This is a genomic window from Chryseobacterium vrystaatense (assembly GCF_000737765.1).
GTDB lineage: Bacteria > Bacteroidota > Bacteroidia > Flavobacteriales > Weeksellaceae > Chryseobacterium > Chryseobacterium vrystaatense.
This window is the reverse complement of record NZ_JPRI01000008.1, coordinates 25,128-48,226: the sequence shown is the minus strand read 5'-3', so window position 1 is coordinate 48,226 and position 23,099 is coordinate 25,128. Positions and strand designations below refer to the sequence as shown.

The 23,099-nt window shown below is 40.4% G+C and carries 22 protein-coding genes; 3 read left to right on the top strand and 19 right to left on the bottom strand.

From position 1 onward, the window contains the following. Window positions 1-3: 3 nt before the first annotated feature. The 6 genes from namA to IW16_RS18305 all read right to left on the bottom strand — a co-directional run bounded on the left by namA (window position 4) and on the right by IW16_RS18305 (window position 4,537). Window positions 4-1,074 carry an NADPH dehydrogenase NamA gene (gene namA / locus IW16_RS18330; RefSeq protein WP_034747817.1) on the bottom strand — a complete coding sequence of 357 codons (1,071 nt, stop codon included), beginning with the start codon at window positions 1,072-1,074 and terminating at the stop codon, window positions 4-6. Between the two features lie 80 nt (window positions 1,075-1,154). Next, window positions 1,155-1,541 (bottom strand): nuclear transport factor 2 family protein, encoded by a 387-nt coding sequence (locus tag IW16_RS18325; RefSeq protein WP_034747814.1) that lies wholly within the window; start codon window positions 1,539-1,541, stop codon window positions 1,155-1,157. Then, entirely contained in the window at window positions 1,541-2,101 is a 561-nt protein-coding gene (locus IW16_RS18320) for a nuclear transport factor 2 family protein (RefSeq protein WP_034747811.1), read from the bottom strand. Before IW16_RS18320 ends, IW16_RS18325 begins: the two co-directional genes overlap by 1 nt. Before the next feature lie 270 nt (window positions 2,102-2,371). Further along, window positions 2,372-3,007, bottom strand: coding sequence for an SDR family oxidoreductase (locus IW16_RS18315; RefSeq protein ID WP_034747810.1), 636 nt, complete (start codon window positions 3,005-3,007; stop codon window positions 2,372-2,374). Window positions 3,008-3,030: 23 nt separating this feature from the next. Further along, on the bottom strand, window positions 3,031-3,891 hold the full coding sequence (locus tag IW16_RS18310) for an AraC family transcriptional regulator (RefSeq protein ID WP_034747807.1): 861 nt from the start codon (window positions 3,889-3,891) through the stop codon (window positions 3,031-3,033). Window positions 3,892-4,255: 364 nt separating this feature from the next. Continuing rightward, entirely contained in the window at window positions 4,256-4,537 is a 282-nt protein-coding gene (locus tag IW16_RS18305; RefSeq protein ID WP_034747804.1) for a hypothetical protein, read from the bottom strand. Window positions 4,538-4,637: 100 nt separating this feature from the next. On the opposite strand from IW16_RS18305, the gene IW16_RS18300 reads away from it, so the two are divergent. Beyond that, window positions 4,638-5,156 carry a hypothetical protein gene (locus IW16_RS18300; protein ID WP_034747801.1) on the top strand — a complete coding sequence of 173 codons (519 nt, stop codon included), beginning with the start codon at window positions 4,638-4,640 and terminating at the stop codon, window positions 5,154-5,156. 229 nt (window positions 5,157-5,385) lie between these two features. Here the strand turns inward: IW16_RS18300 and IW16_RS18295 are convergent, their stop codons facing one another. The 11 genes from IW16_RS18295 to IW16_RS26700 form a co-directional block, all read right to left on the bottom strand. Continuing rightward, the gene (locus IW16_RS18295; protein ID WP_034747798.1) at window positions 5,386-6,261 is read right to left on the bottom strand and encodes a class I SAM-dependent methyltransferase; all 876 of its coding nucleotides are present in this window, start codon (window positions 6,259-6,261) and stop codon (window positions 5,386-5,388) included. Window positions 6,262-6,304: 43 nt separating this feature from the next. Continuing rightward, window positions 6,305-6,562, bottom strand: coding sequence for a hypothetical protein (locus IW16_RS18290; RefSeq protein ID WP_034747795.1), 258 nt, complete (start codon window positions 6,560-6,562; stop codon window positions 6,305-6,307). Between the two features lie 9 nt (window positions 6,563-6,571). Beyond that, window positions 6,572-8,071, bottom strand: a complete 1,500-nt coding sequence (locus tag IW16_RS18285) for a S8 family peptidase (RefSeq protein WP_084694587.1) — start codon at window positions 8,069-8,071, stop codon at window positions 6,572-6,574. Between the two features lie 195 nt (window positions 8,072-8,266). Further along, the gene (gene lanM / locus IW16_RS18275; protein ID WP_034747784.1) at window positions 8,267-11,320 is read right to left on the bottom strand and encodes a type 2 lanthipeptide synthetase LanM; all 3,054 of its coding nucleotides are present in this window, start codon (window positions 11,318-11,320) and stop codon (window positions 8,267-8,269) included. Continuing rightward, entirely contained in the window at window positions 11,310-12,740 is a 1,431-nt protein-coding gene (locus tag IW16_RS18270; protein WP_034747781.1) for a radical SAM family RiPP maturation amino acid epimerase, read from the bottom strand. Before IW16_RS18270 ends, lanM begins: the two co-directional genes overlap by 11 nt. Window positions 12,741-12,751: 11 nt before the next feature. Further along, entirely contained in the window at window positions 12,752-14,188 is a 1,437-nt protein-coding gene (locus IW16_RS18265) for a SagB family peptide dehydrogenase (RefSeq protein WP_165571999.1), read from the bottom strand. A gap of 21 nt (window positions 14,189-14,209) precedes the next feature. Then, a complete protein-coding gene (locus IW16_RS18260) occupies window positions 14,210-16,450 on the bottom strand; it encodes a TOMM precursor leader peptide-binding protein (protein ID WP_034747775.1) in 2,241 nt (746 codons plus the stop codon). A 219-nt stretch (window positions 16,451-16,669) separates the two neighbouring features. Next, window positions 16,670-17,023 carry a hypothetical protein gene (locus tag IW16_RS18250; RefSeq protein WP_034747769.1) on the bottom strand — a complete coding sequence of 118 codons (354 nt, stop codon included), beginning with the start codon at window positions 17,021-17,023 and terminating at the stop codon, window positions 16,670-16,672. 587 nt (window positions 17,024-17,610) lie between these two features. Continuing rightward, the gene (locus tag IW16_RS18245) at window positions 17,611-18,297 is read right to left on the bottom strand and encodes an alpha/beta fold hydrolase (RefSeq protein WP_262485517.1); all 687 of its coding nucleotides are present in this window, start codon (window positions 18,295-18,297) and stop codon (window positions 17,611-17,613) included. A gap of 20 nt (window positions 18,298-18,317) precedes the next feature. Then, window positions 18,318-18,521, bottom strand: a complete 204-nt coding sequence (locus tag IW16_RS27000) for an alpha/beta fold hydrolase (protein WP_228376963.1) — start codon at window positions 18,519-18,521, stop codon at window positions 18,318-18,320. Between the two features lie 321 nt (window positions 18,522-18,842). Further along, complete coding sequence (locus IW16_RS26700) at window positions 18,843-18,989, bottom strand: hypothetical protein (protein ID WP_165571998.1); 147 nt, start codon at window positions 18,987-18,989, stop codon at window positions 18,843-18,845. A 315-nt stretch (window positions 18,990-19,304) separates the two neighbouring features. Between IW16_RS26700 and IW16_RS18240 the strand changes: the two genes are divergently transcribed. Both IW16_RS18240 and IW16_RS18235 read left to right on the top strand, forming a co-directional pair. Beyond that, window positions 19,305-19,931 (top strand): hypothetical protein, encoded by a 627-nt coding sequence (locus tag IW16_RS18240; protein ID WP_034747766.1) that lies wholly within the window; start codon window positions 19,305-19,307, stop codon window positions 19,929-19,931. 174 nt (window positions 19,932-20,105) lie between these two features. Then, window positions 20,106-21,023 carry a hypothetical protein gene (locus tag IW16_RS18235; RefSeq protein ID WP_034747764.1) on the top strand — a complete coding sequence of 306 codons (918 nt, stop codon included), beginning with the start codon at window positions 20,106-20,108 and terminating at the stop codon, window positions 21,021-21,023. Window positions 21,024-21,278: 255 nt separating this feature from the next. Here the strand turns inward: IW16_RS18235 and IW16_RS18230 are convergent, their stop codons facing one another. Both IW16_RS18230 and IW16_RS18225 read right to left on the bottom strand, forming a co-directional pair. Beyond that, window positions 21,279-21,722, bottom strand: a complete 444-nt coding sequence (locus IW16_RS18230) for a hypothetical protein (RefSeq protein WP_034747761.1) — start codon at window positions 21,720-21,722, stop codon at window positions 21,279-21,281. Window positions 21,723-22,055: 333 nt separating this feature from the next. Beyond that, window positions 22,056-23,099, bottom strand: coding sequence for a UvrD-helicase domain-containing protein (locus IW16_RS18225; RefSeq protein WP_034747758.1), 1,044 nt, complete (start codon window positions 23,097-23,099; stop codon window positions 22,056-22,058).

Below are 23,099 nucleotides of genomic sequence, written 5' to 3'. Positions count from 1 at the left end.
ATATTAAAAGGCAAGCTCATAAGGTTTAGGAACCGGGATTTCAGAACGAAGCTGTTTTGCAGCCTCTAATGGAAAATAAGGATTTCGTAAAAGTTCCCGGCCTATAAAAATAAGATCGGCATCTCCATTAGTCAAGATCGTTTCTGCCTGGTGTGCATTGGTGATCATACCTACCGTTCCTACCAGTAATTGATCTTTCAACTCATGTTTAATGGTACTTGCAAAAGGTAATTGATAACCTGGGCCTACTGTAATTTTAGCATTCGGAACGGTACCTCCGGAAGAAACATCAACAATGTCAATTCCCCTTTCTGATAATTTTTTACTTAACCATACTGAATCATCAATATTCCAACCATCTTCCATCCAGTCTGTAGCCGAAATACGAACGGCAATTGGAAGTTCAGAAGGCCATACAGCTTTTACTTTATCTATAATTTCAAATAAAAACCTTGCTCTGTTTTCAATGCTTCCGCCATAATGATCGGTTCTTTTGTTTGGAATAGGTGATAAAAATTCGTTGATCAGATAACCGTGAGCACTGTGAATCTCGATCATTTCAAAACCAGCCTTTAATGCTCTCACGGCAGCATCTGCAAAGGCTTTTTGAAGCTCTCCGATAACTTCCAAAGTCATTTCCCGGGGCGTTTGCATTGTTGGGGAAAATGCAACAGCAGATGGCGCAATCACTTCCCACCCATTTTCTTCATCGGGCATTAATGGGTGGCTTTCACGTCCTGAAGCCCAAGTACTTCCTTTTCTTCCGGCGTGTGCCAATTGAATTGCAGGAACAGATCCGGTACTTTTTATAAATGATGTTATCTTGGTAAGCATTTCGATATGTTCATCTTTCCAGATTCCCAAATCTCCAACTCCAATACGTCCGTCGGCTCTAACAGCTGTTGCTTCCAGCATTACTGCACCTGCGCCTCCCATTGCTCTCGAACCATAATGAATCAAGTGCCAATCACTTGCAAATCCATCTTCGCCCATATACATACACATTGGAGAAGTGATGATTCTATTTTTAAACGTAACTGATTTTACAGTCAGCGGACTGAATAATTTTGACATTTTTATTTTTTTTGACGCAAAAGTTCCCGCTGGAAGCAATATGGTGCTTCCAGTAAAAACTTTAACGGAATGATTTTTAATTATTTATCGTAGAGATGAAAAAGTTTTGCAACAACTTTCCAAGATCCATCAATTTTGATTAATGAATGAAAATCTGTAAAATCTTCATCGGCAGCATCGTGTTCCATTTCAATACGGACAACTGCTGTGGTGGGTGTTTTATGTAAAACCGTAAGATTGGTTTTGATGTTGGGCGCTGCGCCAAATTTCTCCACATAAGTGTACAGATTATCTACACTTCCTTGCGACAGATCATTACCTAAATGACCATACATGATCGCATCCTGATGGAAGGTCTTTTTTAATTCTGCTACATTTCCTGTTTTAAGTCCATTGACATAGCCTTCCATTGCCGCCAAGACCTCTTCATAATCCTGAACGGTGTTAATATTTTTATTTGCTGACATTATTTTATGGTTTGATAAATTTTACTGATAATTTTCCAATCATTGCCGTCTTTCACCAGTGTAAACATATCGGCATATTTGTTCGGTCCAAATTGAGATTCAATTCTCACAATCGCAGCATCACCTTCCACATCTAAAGTAGTTAGTTTATAATTTGCTTCCATAGGCTCTGCTGCCGAAAATCCGTCAAAAAGTGTCTGTATCGGAACACTTTTCAATGCTCCTTCTTCAGACCATGACATGGTTGCGGTTGATGCGAATGCAGGTTTTGCAATATTGCCGTCTCCTTTTCTTCCTGCTTCAACATATAAATCTATTGCTTTCAGGATAGCTTCTTTTTGTTCTTGATTGTTTTGCATAACTTCTGTTTTATTATTTTGATTGTTATTACCTTGACAGGAAATTAATAATCCGCCAATTGTCAAGGCTGAGATAATTGCTACCGTTGGGACTGAAGAAAATATCTTCTTCGATATTCTTCCAATGTTTTGCCTTAACCCATCAGGATTAGAATTTGCGAAACCCGAAATGATTTTTTTACGGTTTTGAATGTTTTTCATAAATCGTCCTTTTTTGAGTATTGTTAATTTTTGAGCATAATTAACTGTGTTTTTGAACAGAATAATTAAGCTCTTCTTCTATAACAAAGGTACAATGACGATAATGGAATGCTTTTTCTAATTAGTTCAAAGATTTTGACTAATTAGTCCTTTTTTGAGGATTAGAAATTGTGAAATGAAATGTTGAAATTTCCGCTTTAAATCAGATTTGATATGGAAAATATTTAATGCGAAAATGAGAATATGTTGAGAAAATATTTAATAACTGAATTATAAGATTTCATCTAATGCTTCGGCAATTGGAGTATCCCCATCATGCATTAAAATTACCTTACCAATTGTTGAATTATTCTCTAAAACTGCAACAAGGGTATCTACCACATTGGCAATAGAATTAGATCCAGGATTGGTAACTTGGGTTTCTATTTTTCCAGTTCCTTGCTCTTCTTTAAGCGCTCCGGGCTGTAAAATCGTGTAATCGAGTTGGGTTTGAGTAGTAAGATAAAGATCAGCATAGTGCTTGGCAATATTATAATCAGCTAAATCACTTAGAAAAGACTCATTCCAGCGTTCGGGTCTCAATGCAAAAACTGAGCTCAGCATTATATAACGTTTAACCCCGGCTTTTTCTGCAGCTTGCATGGTTTTAATTGCTCCATGTAAATCTATCTGTAAAAGATTTTTCCCACGCGACCCGGAAACAAAATAAATGGCATCAACACCATTCATACTTTCTGCAAGCGTATCAACATCGCTGAGCAGATCCATGTAAACCTGCTCAATATTATCAGCATTATTTGGTGAATCTGGATTTCTAGAGCCCGCTAAAACCTGATGCTGAGCAGCTAGTTTAGTAACTAAAAGAGATCCTACTCTCCCATTTGCTCCAATGACTAATATTTTCATCCGTTTAATTTTAAAATAATCTGTTAACGAGAGATACTTGGTGTCTGCCCATGAAATTCCTTATATATTCTTGAAAAGTGAGAGACATTCTCAAATCCTAGAGAGTAACAAATGTCTGAAACCGACAAAGATGTTGTTTCAAGCATATCTTTTGCCTTTTCCAATCTCTTTTCTCTGATCCAGGTTGCGGGTGCAACATTGTATATATTTTGAAAATCTCTCTTAAAACTTGACAGACTTCTGCCGGAAAGATAAGCCAGTTCGGAAACAGAGACTGGCGAGGCATAATGCTGTTCCACCACGTTACGGATATCCGTTCTTATAGGCTCGTGTAATTGTAGGATTTGTAAAAACATATTTCGGTTACATTCCGCAACATCGTATAGCAATTCCATAATTTTCAACCGAAGTTGTCCGGGATGAACCACAGATTGATCAAAAAAATAGGGCTTCATAGAATGAGCAAAAGCAACCAGACATTCATTCATTGGATATGGTCGTGTTTTAATCTCACCTTCAGGTTTAGACACCTTGATCTCTGACGTTGACAGAAATGATTTCAAAAGATCATCCTTGATACTAAACATTAAGCTATCGTAGATATTGTCATTTTCAGCATTTCCAAATTTATGATACTTTACTGCAGTAGCTTTCTTTAGTAAAATCATATCATTTTTGCCCACTGTATATTCCTGTTTTCCATAGGTAAGAACAACCGTTCCCTCGAGGACAATAAGAAGCAAATGCTGTTCGAGATACATTGTTCCTTTAACTTCCGTACTGTGTATACACTGCTCAATTAAAGTACAACCATCCAGCTCCAAAGTATTCTGAGGTGTATCAAGACCTATCAGAGAAGTCGGAAACTTTATCATTTTTTTCATTTACTTATTTTTTTGTTATATTCAATTTGATTAATGTACAGGCAATACTAATTTAATCAATAACTGCTAATCCATCACAGATTAAAGTACTACTTAAAAATATACAAATTGAGAGTACACAAATTTATGGTTCTTTTATATAAAATAATATTCTATTTGGCTCAAATTATCTTACTAAACAGTTCAAATAATAGCGTATTGGAATTGAAGCAGATTGAAAAAGTTTTTCGTATTGCTCTTTTTATTTCTTCAAATTATATTTTATAATTTATCAATTTTACGAACCTTGTTGTAGCAATCAATTATTTTACAAATCGAAACCTCTAGGTATTACAATGCTATGAACCTGCAATAGATTTGACATTTAAGCTTTCATTTGTGATAACTCAGAAATTCTTTCCAAGTCTTCTGTACGGGTCTGACTAATCGTTTTACACCCTCTATGTTCTTCTAAGTCATTTAACTCATCTATTTTTCCAGCTTCCTGTTTGTAGTTTTCATATTCTTCATCAGTAATAAAAAAGATGGTATTTTTATAGCCATAATAAGTTTCTGGATCTGAATAAATTGGGTTTTTAATTTCAGACTCTAATATTCTTACTTGTCCTGCCCATTCATTGCAAGGTAAAATAATATAAGACTCCATAAGAAGTAAAGCTTTGCGAATATCTTAAGCGAATTGTATCAAAAGATTGAAGTACATTAAAAGAAGAAGTAAATAAAACAATAAGAAATTAACTACAAATATGATGGATATAAAAGAAATGCAGCAACTACTTGAGAATGAATCAGACGGAAACGAATTGTATGATTTGCTAATAGATTGTGGAAAAAAATATCCCTGGACACCTCAGGAAAAAAATCAGTTAAAGAGTATTATTGTAAAAATATGTGACGATCCTAGCGAACAAGCACGCAGTGCATCCATCAGAGTTTTGTGCTTTTATTGGGGAATGGAAGAGTTTAGAGATAAAGCATGGGAAATGTTTTCTTACGATAAAAATGACGACGTAAGATCAGATGCCCTGATCAGTTGGGCCAACACATATCGTAAACAGAATAAAGCATCAGTTATGAAAACACTTTATTCAATTCTCGAAAATAAAAACACTGAAGTTCATGTTAGGGAAACAGCTTACCGATGTATATTTTATGTATCTCCTCTACCCCCTGAAAACAGACCAAACCAAATTTTAGATTGGGATCATTTTGATGAAAATGTAGATTGGAAGTTAATAGAAAAATTGATTTCAGAAGCACAATGATTTTAAATTCAAGCTTAAAGAACCTATTCTTTAGTAAATTAATATGTTACATCTAAACTAAAAAAATATGATCAGAAAAAACGAAGTTTCCAATACTTAAATGTCTTTCATTTTCATATAATTGTAATGAAGGTGTATTTAAGAAAGAGGTGCTCTGTAAATTTAATCCATAGAACGTAGATGGTCAATTTGTTTCGAAACCGGTGGTCAACTCAACTGGAATTTACATCTATGAAAGAGGCAGGCTGGTTTTCTGTACCGAACACACCAACATATCTGCTTCAAAAAGAATATTGCCGCCAGTTTTAAAACCGGACAAAAGCGAATAAATCTGTTGTTCCTTTTCCTGACGCTCATCAGCGGAAAGCGCAGACAATAATGTATTTATGATAGGATTGCAGTCTTTGAAAAAAGCCCACAATTCCTGTTCGTTACCTTCCCAGTTCAAAACGGTTTTTCTTTCCATTACCCGGAGATTGCTGACAGGCTTGTCATCGAACAAGGTCTTAAGCGCCTGGCTGTCAGAAAACATAAAGGGGTCCTGGCCGTCGGGATACTTATGGTCCGCCATAGCGAATGTGTCCTTGACGAGCCGGAACAACTGGTTGTCGCCCGTCCAGGTCGTGATTGCCATATGTCCTTCTGGTCTGAGTACACGCAAAAACTGATCTATGGCCCTGGATGGATGCTTAAGGTACATCAGGGAAAAAAAGCAGGTAAGCAGGCCGAAGCTGGCATCGGGATAATCCAGAACTTCTGCATCACACACTTTGAACGAGATATGAGGCAGCTTTTCTTCCTGTGCCAGCAGCCTGGCAATTTCGATCGATTCTGTGGCAATATCACAGGCCTCAAAACGGCATTGCGGCCATGCCTTCGCCAGGTCTAGTACCGGGGTGCCGGTTCCTGTGGCAACATCCAGTGCAGCAGCCGGCAAGGTCATCTCCTCCATCAATTCCTGAATGGCGAAACAGGCGTCTTCTGTCCATCGGGTGAGGTAGGCATGCCACCTAATCCAGGGATCCGAAGTTTTTGCGATGATAGACGCCCTGCGTGCCACCTGTACGAACCTATTATCTAGGGTTAATTTTTCACTGTTATCCATAATAGCTGCTACCTTTTTAGGACGGGTAATGGGGTTATTTAATTTACAACAATCGGTTTGGCTCAATCTGAAAATCCTGATCTTTAAGTGATGCTATTTCCACTATCGCTTTATTCCAGACTTCTTCCGGTGCATGAATAACCAGCTGCCCCAGCGTTTGTAAATGCTCCACTTGTATGTCCATTTCTTCCAGTTGGTTTTTTAATGCGATGAGCCGGTCTCTGCCTTTTTCCTTTGTATAAAGTACAGGTGATGGGGCATCAGACAAACTTACCAGGAAACTGATTTCTTTTTTTTCCATAACTTTTTTTTAACTGCTTAAATTTATTCTGCCTTTACCAGCCCGCTCTACATCCTGCAAAGGTATTACCATATTAAGCAATAATTCTTTGAGCTTTAGCGGTTGAGTGATCAGTTCGGGCTGCCGTTCCAGCAATAGTGCTGCTATCCCTGCTGCTACCGGCGAAGCCATTGAGGTGCCGCTTTGTTTGAAATATTGGTTCCCGGGTCCTGACAGACTGGAGTACAGCCAGACGCCCGGAGCACTGATATCCGGTTTGGTGATATTGCCCAACTGGGCTACTGTGCCCCAGGAGGAGAAAGAAGCCACCTGGTCATTTTCGTCCAAAGCTCCGATACCCAGTGTCAGGTCGTAATTACCCGGGCTGGAATCGCTGTTTTTTCCTTTACTTCCATTATTGCCTATTGCTGCAATCATCAGAGTGCCTGGCTCCGTAAGCGCCATGTCCAGTGCACCGTGCAGGTAGTCATTGAAGCCGGATGCAGACTCTATGGAGGCATTGATCAGATGGACTCTTCCCTCCTGCGTATCATTGTCACTGCCTTGCTCCAGCAGGTAATTCAGACCGCCCAGTATTTGTGCCAGGTATCCTGCTGTACCACCTCGTTCCGTAAGACAGGCTGCTACAGTCAATGAAGCATCCGGTGCTACACCAGCATTTTTGCCGGCCAGCAGGCCGCATACATGAGTACCATGGGTACCGTAGTCTTTTGGGGTTGTGCCTACAAGTTTACCGACACTGTCAAACTCCGCAAATTTTATCTGCTTGCCGGCAAACTCCTGGTGACTAGCGTAAATTCCACTGTCGATGACGCCTACATTGATATTCCTGCCGGTAAGGCTCCCATCCAGGTTAAGCTTTTTTTTATGCCAGAATTCCGGTAAGGTAGCCAATGACTCCTGCGATATTTCTGCGGGTGTAACTGATGCCACTTCTACGTTTTCCCTGATTGTGGCATCGAAAGCATTTTTGAAGTAAGATTCATCGATCTGCTCTTCGTCGATAACAAAAGTGCAAAGATTGGCAAGGGCATGGTACACGCCCTGCGACCGCGATGCTGCGAGCGCTGATCTCATCTTTTTTTGATTTGGCCCATTTTGAATAAGATCATGAATATGGGCGGTTTTACCCTTTGCTGAATGGAGATCGAGACCTGGTCCTGCACTCCTTAGTCTTTGTCCTCTGGACTCCAAATCCTGCAAAAAGGCTTTGGATGGAATAACGATTTTAACTGCCATAGCTATAGATTTTTGGGTCTTGTATCCCTGATTGTGATTACTGTATTTTTTCCTTTTAGTTCCTTCGGATCGAGCTGTATAATACCCATAGGATGCTTGGGCATATACGCCGGCATCGGAATATAGAAGGCCCAGGTGAAGGTTAGCCCAATCGGACCGCTTAGCTGTTCTTCGGTAAGGAGATGCGTGACAAGGAAATGCCCTCCCGTATCCCCTTTTCGTGGCTGCATAACATGAAGCAGGTGCTTTTCTGCAGATACCAGGCCACATTCCAGCTCAAGGTTATAGCTGATGTCCCAGGTAACAGTCGCTTCGTTCTTTGTATCGAGGTCATGCTGGTGTTTTTCAACAGAGCAAGCCGGCAGGTTAAAGGGAAAATAGTCGGCCGGCCAACGGAAATAAGCATCCCAGTAAGGGTCCAGGCGAACAATGGATTGTGTTTCAGTATTTATGTTTATCATGTGATTATAGATTTTTGAAAGAATTTAAACGACGGAAGGAGCCAAACTTCCCAGCCTGGTCTAACCTTAAGAATAAGTGGCATAATGCACCTGTTCCATGAATAACAGACAACAGGTGTATATCGGAAGCCCAGCTATCGGCAAACCATTGACCTGTCTGCTCTTTTCTGGAGACGATCGCTGCAGCAAAACGCATTGCCTGTACGAGGTATTGTCTGTCCCCGGTAATATCAGAGAGATTCAGCGCCAGTTCTGCATGATCGATCAGCTGCTGTACTGTTAACTGCCGGATATCCCGGGACAGCCGTGCAGCATAAACATCGGCACTGTTTTGATCATACCTGTATTCCAAAGCTGTAAATAAAGTTCCCATGTCCGGGTCTTGCCCGAATGAAAAATTACCGGATTGACCCTCCACAATCTGGTTGAGGTAGTCATACCCCGGCTTTAAGGAAGGCAGTACCTCCAGCGGTCTTGCATATGCCGGAAAAATGCTTTTGGATTCAAAAGAATACCGGGTAAGTTCCGCAAGTTCCCCGGCCGGTTTAAGCCCGTGAAGACTGAACAGCAACCCGGAATAACCACTGATGAAATCCGGAGAAGTATACTTCCTGAGTTGCTCCAGAGGAATTGCATCGACGTAAAGCTGTAAAGCAGCCCTGGCTTCAGCAGATTGCAAATGCCGGGCGGCATATTCCAGAGCGATAATCTGGGAGCCGATGCCTGCATAAGCGCCAAGCAATAAAGGTTTGTCTGTAGTACCCCATACCAGGTCCAGGTGAATGAAGTTGGCAATAGAGTTTTTCACAACGGATAAGGTGGAGGCCAGACTGCCTAATGCATATGTTTTATAATCTTCCAGACCATATGCCCGGTAAAGATCGATAAACATCATACTCAGCCCGCAGGTACCCGATAAGAGGTCGGGCTTCAGTACCTCCAGCATATAAGTACCGATATGTGGCTGGTAATCCAGGCCTATCCAGGCCATATCGCCCTGCGGGCTTTTTATAGCCTGATCCATGATCAGGGAGGCACAAGACTTTGCCTGCGCGGCCCAGTCCGGAATTGGCGCTTGCCCGGCTGTTTGTTTATAGCCGCCTGCCGGAGCCGCATGATCCCCGCAATAGAAGGTGCTTGCAACGATTTGCTGATGTTTTTTGATGTCGAACGAATCGATCGAGCGTAAACGGCCGGTCATCATGTCAAGAGCGCTATGGTCAAAATAGTTAAATACAGCGGTATCCACCGCCAGTTGTTTACTTCCGCCCGTGGCCGTAAAAAGCGGGATGTCCAGGTGGCGCATCGACGCGATCTCATTAGCCAGGATGGTTGCTTTTTCCCTGTTCAGCTTATGGTCTTCCCATACTTCTTTGAACAGCGAGAATAATGATTTATCCCTGATGATACCACCGACCATGTTTTGTGAATGTGTCGAAATTTTGATAATACGCATATAAGTCCAGGTATCGCGGTGGATATACCGCAGGAGTGCGTCCGAGAATTTATTAAGACAGCTGTTTTCTGCCAGCAGCTTATCTTTTAAGTGTACCAAAGCGTGATTCATATCTGCATAACCTTGCTGGAACACATCCATATAATCCGAGGAAAGAGCAAATACTCCCTTGACACTTGGCAGGTAATCCGTTTTTTCCCAGGTAATATACCCCGCATCCGATTTCTTGATCCCTATGCTGATATTGTTATCGGCGGCCAGCGAAAGTTTGAAAGGAGAAGAAAAAGGTTTGATTGCAGCCAGGGTACCCAGGTCTTCTGCTTTTACACCCATGCCTATCGGTGTAGGGAAAGAAATGATGCCGATCTTGATCACGGACTCTTCCACTTCCTGTAATGCTTTCTGCTCTGATGGTAACAGGTCTTTACCGGTCTCTTTTATATGCTGGATCACCATTTCCAGGTCGACAAATACAGGTTGATCTCCGTGTGCTACCAGGTTGTCCAGCCAGAAATCCCTGGCACCGCACAACTGGAACAAGCGGGTAAGCATGCCCATCCGCTGAAAAAAAGCCGGAAATTCCGAAGGGTCGCTGCATTCCTTATGGGTAATAAACTCCTCCCAGGTATAGTCGCCCATTACCGCTATCCGACGCGTAGCCAGGTTCAGGGGTAATACGGTATTCAGCTCTGTGATCAATTCAAAAAAATCATTGGCGATCTGTAAATTCTTGGGTTTGTAAACCAACTTCCTGCCGCCTGAAAAAGTAAGTAACGCTACCGATCTCCCGTTGCAATGCACATCACCCGCATCTCCGGAGTAATCGACAAGCAGCCCGAGCTTATCCGTATTGAAGAAGGTGTTGGCGATCATCACCCTGTCCTCCGACAAACGTTCTAAAAACTCGGTTATACTATCGGCCCAATTGGTGTAGGCAACGGCTATTAAACGGCCAAGAACAGGGTAATGTTCGATCCGTTGCAGCCATGCCTCAAAGCCTGCCAGGTCTGTTGTTTTATCACCAACGGCAAATGAAGGAATAATACTGTTGAGATAAATCTCGTTATCCAGTACAGAAACAGAAAGCGTCACCAGCCTGCGGCCAATAGCCTGCACCATCTGTGCACCAGAATGGTAAGTGATTCCTAAACCGAGTCTGTCTGATTCGGAAATAACATGTGCTTCCGCCATTTTAACGAACGGAAGTAATATACTTTCTACGGAGTTCTCCTTCTTATTTCCGGAGTGGGGCCGTGTGTTACAAAAATCGGGCAGGTTCTGAAATACTTTTTTTAGTGCTCTGCCCCAGTCCGGCAACAAATCCGGATCGTCAACGATCACATGCGACTGAACTGCACTTAAGAATGTGGTTTTATCCCAACCCATGAACTCCAGGAACGCATCTAATTTGGCGATATCGCCATAACCTACTATATCTGCCCACTCCTGCGTTATGGCCGGTGTGGAACCTTGTATCTTTTCCGAACAGGTAAATGCCTTATCGGCCATCAGCTCATCAATAGAGCAGGCAAGTGCAATAACCCGGTGCAAGCGCGCTGTTGTTATTGTTGCTGAGGGAGATATTATTTCGTTAACATCCATAAAAGAAGCCTTTTTTATAAAGTTCGTTAATTAATGAGTCTGATACCTGCGATGGGATTGAAAGGTGAGCCTCCGCGTACTGCCGGATATCGGCAAATCTGACCGGAGCTTCGGTTATATGCTTTGCCAGATGGTACAAGGATGGATTGTCCGTTTCATCTATAATTTCCTTCTGATTAAAACGTCCTTTTATCTCGATACGATCCGGTAACACCCTTACATCCAACCATGGATGAAAGCGAAGGATGTCGTTGTCCTGCAGCGTCTCCTTAAAATATTCTATGCTCCATGCCTGCAGGATCGCTTCCAACCCGGCAGCATTTTCATAGATTGCCTCTGCAAATATGATATAGCCCAAAGGCCATTCATCTGATGCCGTTGTGGGGCTTATCAGTTGTACCTTCCTGCTTACCGCGTTAATCAGAAAGCCGGTTACACAACAAATGCTGCCATTGGCATATTCTTCCGATCCGGCGTAGTCGGGATTAAGACGGTGCCAGGGCGCTTTGCGCAGCTTATTGTCTTGCTGGGACAGTATTTCCGGTCTTTCCAACGCTTTCTTTCTGAAATTGCCGGCATTGCCGTAAGCAAAGCTGGTATTCATATTGAGGGCCAGGCATTCCACTTCAGCGAGCTCTTCGGCGCTAAATGCTTTATGAACTTTACTCATAATGCCCAGCGAGGTCAGGGAAAACCGGTTGAGCCAGCAGCCATGCTCTGCGGAAAGCCTGATAAAATGACGTATGCGTTCTGTATCCTTATGAGCTACCGCCGTAGTGGTAGGCGGGAAAACCCCGCATGATTCATAAACATCAAGGCAGAATTTTTCATAATCAGGGTTGTCAAAAGGTTCGGTGGCCCAGTAAAGAAATGTGGATTTCATAGCGTCACCAAGGAAAGAATGCATGGTATCGAGCAGCCTGAGCCACTCTTCGCGGTTGTCGTCGTAATTGTAGTTTTCTTTAAAACTATCCGGTGACAGGGCACAAAACCAACATCCTACGGAGCATCCCTGTGATAACTCGACCGTCATGGAGGAGTGAATATTAGTATCGGTAAAGAAAGGCCCGAGATCGAATCGCTGGCGCGCGATCTGCCGGTTTCTCCAGGCAAGCATGCCTCGATTCCCCGGCAGGTTTTCAGACAGGTAAAACGACTGAATAAGATCCTGCTTGCTCTTCGATATTTCCCACATGGTTTGTACCGGTTGCGGCAACTCCGTTATGCGGTCATCGATCATGTATTTTATATCATCAGGAGTGATCGGTATGGCGTGCTTTTCCAGGGTCTCTGCTGTATTGTTGATCAGGTCTTGTTTGAAATCGGGATCAGCCGACCAGCGTTCAAAAAATCTCTTCAAACCTGCATAACGATGCAGATTATCATGATAGCTGTTTCTGTAACTCAGGCTCTTTTCCATGTTTTTCTAATTTATTGATGGTTTCCTAAAATAAATTCTCCAACAGAACTCTCCTGCAGGACCGTTTTTTTTGTAAGCCTGCCGAGCGTCTCAATATTACCGTTGCCTATCGCACAGGCGCCAAGACCAAGGTCAGTAGCAACAAGGTATAGGGTCTGGAAAACTACACCGACATTTTTCAGGATGGCGGCGTAAGCCATATTTTCATACTTCCAGAACATACGTTCAAAATCGGCGGCGAAGGTAATAACGGCGGGAGGCAGCTGCTCACTTCCGGTACAGGCCCTGGCATACCACATCATGGTATCGGTATCTCTGTTTTTGCGCTGCAGCAGGCATAACTTATGCTCAAACGCATTGTACTGATAAAATCCGGGTTCGAGCCCTTCACATTCATAAATAGTTATGTAAAAGACAAGTTCGTACATACTGCCTCCCGAAGGGTATGGCGCGCTTAATGTTTCTATTTCTCCGGTATCGCCTGCCGCGTTGGTTACCGGGTATGGGCGGCTACCCTTAATATGCAGACATCTGTACAGCAGTATGCTCAGCAACCGGAGATCGAGCCCGTTAAAGGTCCGGGTAGAATGTCTTTGTCCCATACAGTAACCCAGTGACTGCGATAATTGCATTTCTTCCGGATCCGGTACCGACAGGTAAATTTCCGCCAAGGCCCCTGCTTCTCCCCTGCTTGCCTTCTTGGGAAGAATACGGTTTATAAATCTATAAGTCGCTCCCAGATTGTAATTATGCCTTCCGTAACGGGTGCGGGTATGAAACAGCAGGTCGTGAAAACTCCATAATTCCTCCGGGGACGGTGTGCTGACAACAGGCTCAAATTCCAGGAAGTCGCCGGTATGCAGCATGGTAATAAAAGCTTCAAGGCCAGACCCACTGATGTGCTCCTCCTGGCTTAATGCCTCTGTTGTGGTAAAAGCAGACAGTAGCGAAATAAGCCCCAGGATACGCTGATCATAGATAAAGATCCTGGCCTGGCCAAGCGCTGATTCCAATAGGAAATGCTCTCCTTCCCGACGGATAAAGGCAAACTTTGAAAGGCGGAATCGCTGGGAGTTTTTATCCATGCAAAAAACGGCGGAGCCAGTCATCTGTTCGTAACTGCAAAAAACGGTATTATCCTCTGCCAATGTGTAGGCCAGGTAACCCGCCTTTTCCAGTCTGTCGAGGTGCAGGTTAAAATGGTTTAACCCATTATAGCCCTCCTTTTCAAAGGCAATGCTGCCCAGTTCTGTTTTTGTGTATTGATTATTTTCCAGAAGCTTTAAGGCAGTAATGGCAGAAGGTCGGAGATTTTCGATCATGAAAAAATTTCCCTGATTGCCAAACAGCAGACCATCCTGTCCTTTTACCTCGATCCGGGTATTCTGTTTCAGTGAGAGCTTAAGCCGGTTAAGCTCCGTTGACTTCTTTGCTATGTTATGTTCCATGATCATCTGGATAATGTTTGATTAAATAAAGATGGAAATCGGATTCAGTTCCGACTCGTTTAAAGGGGCCTGAAGCCAGCCCATTTGTACAGGAACATCGTATATACGGCCATCGGCATACCTTGCCCAGAAGTGACGTAAGCCCGGCACAACAACCTTTACCACGTGCAAGCCGATGTCTGGCCTGGTTTGGTCAAGGATGTGCATATCAAGTCCCATCTTTTTGACAACTTCAACACAATATTCAAGGTCATTTTTTATATCTGTAAACCGGGGAACATCAAAGCTTTCCACTGTGCTTTTCGGGCGTCCCGTATCGGGTACCAGGTAGGGCTGGTTTTCCAGGTTGGCCGTTTGCCACCAATGTACGGTTTCAGGGTCGTCGTAACGATATTGGCCCGGTGGCAGGCTTTCGTCCATGGACGGCATCATTTGGTTCAGCTCGGTCAGTGCCCGTCGCAATGCTATGCTTGGGTCCAGGTGTGCGGCAGGAGCAAATACAATGTCCTGAAAGGTGGTACGGTCGTTGCGGGCAGAGATGGCAATAAACGCAGGAATACCGCTGTCGCCGGTGAGATCCAACACCCACATATCCCGGTTCCTGCTTTTGTGATAGGCCTTAAGTTTAAGTGCATAATCGTCGTTAAAGCTTTCCAGATCAAGTTCCGGCATCTTCAGTCTGTTATACCACCATATCGCGACACTATCCCTCTCTATAAGCTCCATGAATCCCTGTAGTACTGCTTCTTCAAGTGTATTGCCTGCAGCACATCCGTTGGAATCCGGTGCGCAGAAGAAATGTTCTCCGCCATTATCCGGGTGGCTGTAATAACAATAAGCGGTAGGCAGGTAGACAACTTCATTTCTTGTAACGGACCATAGCGGGCTCCATTCGATAAGTGCATTTTCGTCCAGAGGAAGAGGTACTATGTTAAAGAAGCTTTCGCGGGCATTCCACAGATTCATGTCTGCTACTTGCTTTTTGCTGAAAAGCATAGAGTCATTGGGATGGATGGCCTTATCGCCAAGGGCTTTAAAACTGGTAAGCTGCCGTGGCTCGTCTCCCCTGTAGACGCCAGAATAACGTTCAATGGCTTCGCCGATTGCACTTACTTTAGCTTGAATCTCTGTAACGCCTTTGCCACAACTGTTGCTTCGCAGATTCTTTCGCAGCGATTGCAGGTTGTTGGTCTTTATCGCCATATTCTGACCGGAAATAAATACATGCTGCAGTACATCATCTCCGTTTGTAATACGTTCCAGTTTATTGACAATACCCGTTATCGGGCTGATGAGGTGTTTAAAACGGCTGTAGGTTTCTTCAGCGGTTACGGACCGATGACCACCGTCAATAAAGCTTTTCGGGCTGGATTGAAATTGAATATTTCCGGGTATCCTGTCTGTATCGGGTGTGCCGCATACTCTACATTGCGGTCTACGCACCACTACGTGTTTATTGGTTTCCAGTGTTCCGTAATGGATCGTCAACATTTTATTTTCCAACTGCTCGTTATGCCCCAGCACGATAAATTTCAAAAGCTCGGTCAATGCCGTGCTGAGGCTTGTATCGATCGTTGAAGGTAAACTGCTGGCTGCCACCAGAGGGGTATTAATTTTACCGGTTTCTTTCAGGTATACTTCAACATCCCGGTTAGCTATAAGACGTTGTATCAAACAGTCGAAACATGCGGTCTTGCCGGGTCTGAATATGGGTCCAAGCCAGATTTCTATCCCATTAGGTTTACAAATCAGGAAAGGAATATTTTGATACCATAAATCTCTGGCCTTTTCAAGAACGCCTTCCTGAAGATAGTCGTCCGTTAAGATTACGGCAAGATTTTCCGCTTCTCCTACAACAGGAAGCCCTCCTCTATCCATCTGACGGATAAAATTGCTGCTTTCGGCGGTACCATAAGTATAGACGCGGACGCGGGCCTGCTCCTTATTCTTCTGTACCACTGACTGTTCTACCCCGAGAGAACTCCAAAATGCAGATTCGGAAACACTTAGTTTATGCTTGGTTTCAAAAATATATTTTTTCTCTTTCAGCAGGGACAGCACATACAAAACCTGCTGTGAATCAACCACACCATCGAGATGCTGAATAATGTCGTCCACACTTTTGACACCGTCCAGGTACTTCGCGACCTGGATAAGCGACTTGCCGGTCAGTAATTGCTGGCCGAATTCCGAACTGAGAATAAGCTTGTCGTCTTCTACAACTATCGGGTGTATGTGATCTTTAAATTTAGGTATACGCATGTTAATCTCTTTTATAAGGATAAACGATTTTTCAAAAAATGTCAGGGGACAACTAAAACAGCATTGGGCCTGTTCAGAAATCCTCTCCATTCACCAGGGAATAATCCGCTACAACGGGAACCGGACAACCCGGTTCCCGCTATACCGGACCTTTTGGAATAAGCTTATCTCAACCGGCTCATTGATTTTTGCACGGAATGATGTTTATTCCAAAATGTTTTAACTGCAAGAATTTGTAGATGCGCTTGATACGCAGCTTACGCAAGACGGTACAGTAACACAGGTACTTGATGTGCTTTGGCAGCTCGCAGCAGCAGCCGTTGCAAGGGATTCATCTTTAATTTCTTCGTTAACCTGCGGTAAAAGCAGGTAAACATCTGTACTGGTACTGTTCGGGATTTCTGAGTTGGCCGGAGCGCCTACGATCACGTGGATATTCATACCCTCCGGGATTTGCATACCTGCGTCAGAAAGGACTCTGTTCGGGTTGCTTACATACTCACGTGCAAAATCAGGGTTGGCCTGAGCTTTTGCTGTCACTTCGCTGATGACTCTTACTGCTTGGTTTTCCATTGTTTTAATTTTTTAGTTAGAAATTTTTGTGATTGTGAAATTCCACGTATTAAAGGTACTCTGAACAGGGAGACAGAGATTATGTAGAAATACTGGTTTTATAAAATAGGTATTTATACTACAAATATCACTTGTTCATGATTTATCGTATTGATGCAAAGGATCTTTCCTTACCTAATGGTTAATCAGGAACTTCTATAAATATGAAAAAGGAGTAAAAGGAAGTGTTTATTTATAGATCGTCAGCAAAAAGTGTGTTGCTATTTTCTCTGTTGCGCAAAGTCTCCCGACTTTGAGCCAGTACATAAGAACATTTTCTTTAAGCTTGCTTGAAAGTCGGGAGACCTGGGAGAGCGGGGGAATGAATATAAATGCAGTCTCGTTTTATAAACGAAATTTTCAATCGTTTTCGTACTGTCCATCCAACCGAAGCAAACTGTTTCATCAACGGCTTCATTCCACCTCATTGAAGGAAGGTTAGACTTGCTGGTGTAATAAAGCCAGACAGATTGTTTGGACTGGCGATTTTTCACAACCATGATCTCCAACCTGTTTGGCTTTGAGGACAATATCTTTCTACTTGCTTATTAAGCGTTCTGTTGTTCTAACCATTTTAAAATTGTTTGGGTGGTTTCTTCCGGCTTTTCCTGTTGAATCCAATGGCCGCAATCCAGACTCACAATATCCAGATCAGGAACAATATTTTTCAGGTTTTCAGATTTGGGAATCTTGTCCTGTTCACCATATATCATAAGAGTCGGCTGATGAATGATTGGGGGTATGTCCGCCATTAAGTGCCAGTTTCTATCAAGGTTTCTGTACCAGTTTATACTTCCTGTAAATCCTGATGCTTTGAAAGCAGAAACAAATACAGACAATTCGCTGTCTTCCATTAAGGGTTCTCCCAGTGGACTTTCTGCTCTTGCAAGATTGATCATCATCATTCCGGGCTCTGGTGGTGTTGGAGGTACATTTTTGCGGAATAGGTTACGGAGGAACTGAGAGGTGTTTTCATTCATTATAGCATCTGCTACTCCTGGCTGTCGATTGAAGTGAACAAAATAGAAGTCTCCTCCAAATATAGCTTCCATCAACTCAATCCATGGCTGTTCTCCACGCTCCTGGTAAGGCAAAGCCAGATTTATTATTTTATTTACCCTCTTAGGATGCAGTAGTGCCAGGTTCCAAACAACATTGGCTCCCCAATCGTGACCTACAAAAGTGGCATCTTCATATCCAAAGTAATCCAGTAGTGCGACCAGGTCATCCGTCAGATGTACAATATCATATTCTGTTACTTCAGTCGGACGGGATGAGTTGCCGGCACCTGATGACGCCAGGAAAAAGCATGTTCCGGAAAGCCATGGCAGAGTACAATAGGTTTTCCGGCATTCTGTTTACCGGCTTCAAAAACTTCCAGTTCTACGCCATTCACTGAAATAAGAGTGGGATTGGGAAAATGGGTTGGCTTACATACTGAGCTAATTTCGTTTGTCATTGTTATTCTTTTAAAGATTAATTAATGCTGCAAACTTACACCCGCAACGTGACAGCAGTATGTCAGCAGTTAAAAATAAATTAGGTCTATTATTTTCTGCTGTGGAAAGTCTCCCGACTTTGAGGTAGTAAATAAGATTATTTTCTTTGAACTTGCTGCAAAGTTGGGAGACTTCGGAGAGCGGGGTTTTTGACTTTTTGTTACTTAATTTCAATATTTTTCGCATAGCTACATAAAATTATTGCTAAACTTATGGTTCTTTGTAATCAAAAAATCTCAGCAGTGCTGAGACTTTTAAAGTCATTTGTAATAATCCAAAGATTATTTCGAATCTCCGGGTTTGTGTTTGTGAGGTTTTAGATCCGGATGCTTTGGTTTTGTTTCCGGTGTTACTCTTCTCCTTTTGTCAGGAGTTCCGTCAGCCTTATCAGGTTTTGGACCAGGCTTAATTGCTTTAATTGTTTCCATAATAAAATTTATTTAACATACTAAATTTAAGGTAAGTCAAACTTCCTACATTACGGAAAACCACAATTGATGTATTATAATCTTCTTATTTTTATATATAAATAACTTAATATGATACTAACGTTAATTAATATCTCATTTGGTATTGGTGAATTCTTCTCAACAACATTCTTAATTTTAATTATTTTATCATTCTGCGTTTATCTCTACAGGATTTCCAAATATAAAAGGTATCAGAAATCTAAATATGCAATTTCATGTCTTTCAATCATATTAACTCTACATTTAGTAGTCTTTCCTTTTCTATATACTTTAATGCTCAAAAGTAATCCAGCTAGTTTTGAATTTAAAACAGCTATTCATGATAGTCGAAAACGAGTAGTGCTTAATGAGTGGATTGATGATTCGAAGAATATTCCTTATGAGATTAAATCTCTCGAAAATATTAAAATTTCAAATTATACTATCCTAAACACGCAATTAAAACAATTGAAACAATTAAATTTTACTGAAAGTAATATAATATTTACAGATTACAAGATTAATTTGCCAAGTAAAAATTTTGACTTTACAGCAACTATCTATATTTTTGATAGAAAAGGTATTTTAAAAAAGGAATTGTATAAAGCTGGAACTCAGGCTGAATTAGATTCTGTGAAATTTGGAAGTATAATAAATCAAAATATTAAATACCTTAAAAATGAATTGCATTATTATAAAGTTAAAAAAGCAGAATTAGATAAAAATAATTTTTGGACTTATGCAACACTACTTCCATATAGTATATCTTCAATATTTACAGGAAATATGTCTCCATTAACGCCAATGGCTAATATATTATATACTATTCATTATGCTGTCATCTATTGTATTGGGATAGGCATTTTTCTTTATTTTCTAATTAAAAATCTGGAGTTCATTATTAGAAATCGAAAATCTTAATTCTTTTGACTATGATTATCAAAGTGTTGCGTTTTTTCAAATATTGTTTTTTTTATTTTTTACTTTAAGTAATATCTCTCAAGTCTGGAGATTTAGGAGAGCAGGTGTTTTCTTTTTATGAATCAAATATTTTTGGGGAATCAGCGTTATAACCCCTAATAACCTATTTATTTAATGATGAACATCAGATACTTTAGCCTTCTCCTGGGCCTATTTTGTACTAACCTTTTTGGACAGACTCCTGAAAAAATCACTTTTAAAGATACTCAGAACCATTATTTGAAATTACTTCCGAAGGATAAACCTGAAGGAATACTTGTTATTTTACCGGGTGGAGGTGAAAATGGCGAAAAAGTAATGAATCAGATTAAGCTGGATGATCTGGCGTTGGAGAAGAATCTTATCGTATTACTCCCAACCTGGGAAGAAGGGGATTTTGGATTTCATATAGAGCAGAAGTTTTTAGACAGAATGGTAAAAGATACAGTGGAAAAGCATAAAATTCCCAAAGATAAAATATCAATGGGAGGACTTTCCGGCGGAGGAATGCTGGCTGTTACCTATGCTGAAAGGGCAATCAGGGACAAAAACACCTATTTTATACCCAATTCTGTATTCGCTCTTGACGCACCATTAGATTACGAGAATATGTATTACAGATTGCAGAGAGAGATAGAAAGAGACTATTCTGATATTGGAACTAATGAAGCTAAATATCTGACTGCTGAAATGGTTGATGCTATGGGTACACCGGATAAAAACAGAGCCAATTACGTAAGAGAATCCATGTTTTCTTATCGTGAAAAAGATGGCGGCAATGCAAAATATCTTCTGAATATACCTATTCTGATGTATACAGAACCCGGGATTATATGGCAGATGGAAAACAGAGGAAGGGATATTTACGACCTTAATGTGGCAGATATTACAGCTATGATTAATCTATTACGGCTAAAAGGCCACAAAAATGCTGATCTTATCATCACCAATGATCGTGGAATTCGTCCGGACGGTACAAGACATCCTCATTCCTGGAGTATCATGGATTCTAAAGAATGTTTAAACTGGATATTAAAACATATGGGAGCATAAAGTTGCCACAGCTGATTGTATGTTTTACAGGTATTTACTAACGGATATACAGATAATAGTTATGAAGAAGGGAAGGCGCAAAACCGTAGAGTAGAGCTGATGAAAAAATAATATAAACCTTACAAGAATACAGAATTAGACATTCTTTTGCTTAAAAATCCCAACGAAAAGCTGGGATTTTTTTGTTTTAATTTCTGCTGTGCAATGCCAGTAAATAAGACTTGCTACAAAGTTGGGAGAGTTCATAGGGAGGGCTTAAATAAATGATTGTAAATCAATTATATTTTCTTGCCCAAACCATTTTTTTATATTTTCGAGTGCTGCATCATCAATTTTAGATAGCATCAACACAACTAAATTTTCTTTTGCTCTAGAACATTCAACATAAAAAAGATTTCGTGTACGTAATTTTCTTTCTGGTTTTTCTTCTGAGTCATTAAAAAAATTATTGAAGTTATATTCTCGTTTCCACTCGGTATCATCAATTACAGTTAAGACGTTTCTATATTCGTCACCTTTGGTTCCATGTTTGGTAGAAAAGACAGTTTCATTTTGTATATGTTTCCAGAAATTTAAAATTTCTTTATAAGGTAGATTTATAAAGTCCTCATAGAATTTTTTGTCTTTTTCAATTTTTTCTTTAGTGTCTTGGTCTAATTCTTCTGAATTTTGATATATTCTTTTTAAATATTCATCCAATGAATTTGATGAAATTATTCCTTTATCTAAAACAGTTTTTAAAACTTCTTTAATTGTTCGTGTACTTCTATTATTATTTAAATCATCTAAAGTCTCCGATATTATTTTCTTTTTGTAATGTTTGAATTCACTTAATAGAGTGCCATTTTTTTTAATGAATCGAATGACTTCATTATGATTTTTCTTATTCCAATAAATTAGTAAATGCTCTAAACCAACCGGTCTTTCCTGAGAATTTTTCTTATCAACATAACCAGCAACTAATCTTGTAAGAATATGATTTCTGTCTAAAAGCCGTTCTTTAACAGACTGTGTAAATCTTTGGGAAAATAATTAATAAAGATTGGAAAACCCTGCTCTTTCTGCTATACGACTATTTGCTAAAACAAGAATCTTGTCTGATTCTGCATTAAAAACCCAACCTTGCTCTATTAATTTATTTACTACTTTATCATAGAAATCATTTTTGTGACCTTTTAATGAATTTTCAAATTCAGTAACTTTTTGCTTTTCTCCTTTTTCAGGATGATTTTTCCAATAAAGAAATTTAACTGAACCTTGTATTTCTTTTTGAGGCTTCTGTTCAATATTTGTTCTAAAGCTATTTAACAACTTTACAACTTCTTTTGAAGATCTATAATTTTCTTCCTTTTTAATTAAGACTAAAGTTTTATTTTCTTCTGTGTAATAGTTTTCCAGATTTCCAACACCTGTATCATAAATTTTTTGATGAGAATCCCCATAGAAACCTAATACAATCCATTTTTCATTTCTTTTTAATAAAAAGTCTATTAAAGTTTGTACTGTATCTAAAGATGTATCTTGGTATTCGTCTATAAAAATATACGGATATTTTTGTGCAACGATTGATGTTAACAAAGAGTAATTTTCAAAAAGCATTTTTGACAATTCAATAACATCATCATGATGTAATTCTCCATTTTCAAAATCACGGAAAGAGGAATCATTATAAAATACTGTTTCAATATTATTAATTCGGCCTTTTAAGTTTTTAATATACTTAGACGTTTTATCATTATCAACATCTTTATGATATCTTATTTCGTTGAGCTTACATAATTCAATTTTAAGTTGTTTTTGGAATTGTTTTATAGATTGCCATAAAAATTCGTGAATCGTATAGACATTAACCAAATCATTGAATTCAATTCTTTTGATAATTTCATTCTTTGCTACATTAGTATATGTAATACAGATAATACTTTGATTATTTAATCTCAAATTATCACCTTGTAAATCAATTAAATGATTTAATGTTTGGATTAATAAATATGTTTTACCTGAACCAGCACCAGCTTCAACAACAAAACTTGATTTTTTCTCAATACATTCTTTTACTTCGTCAAATGCTGCCAT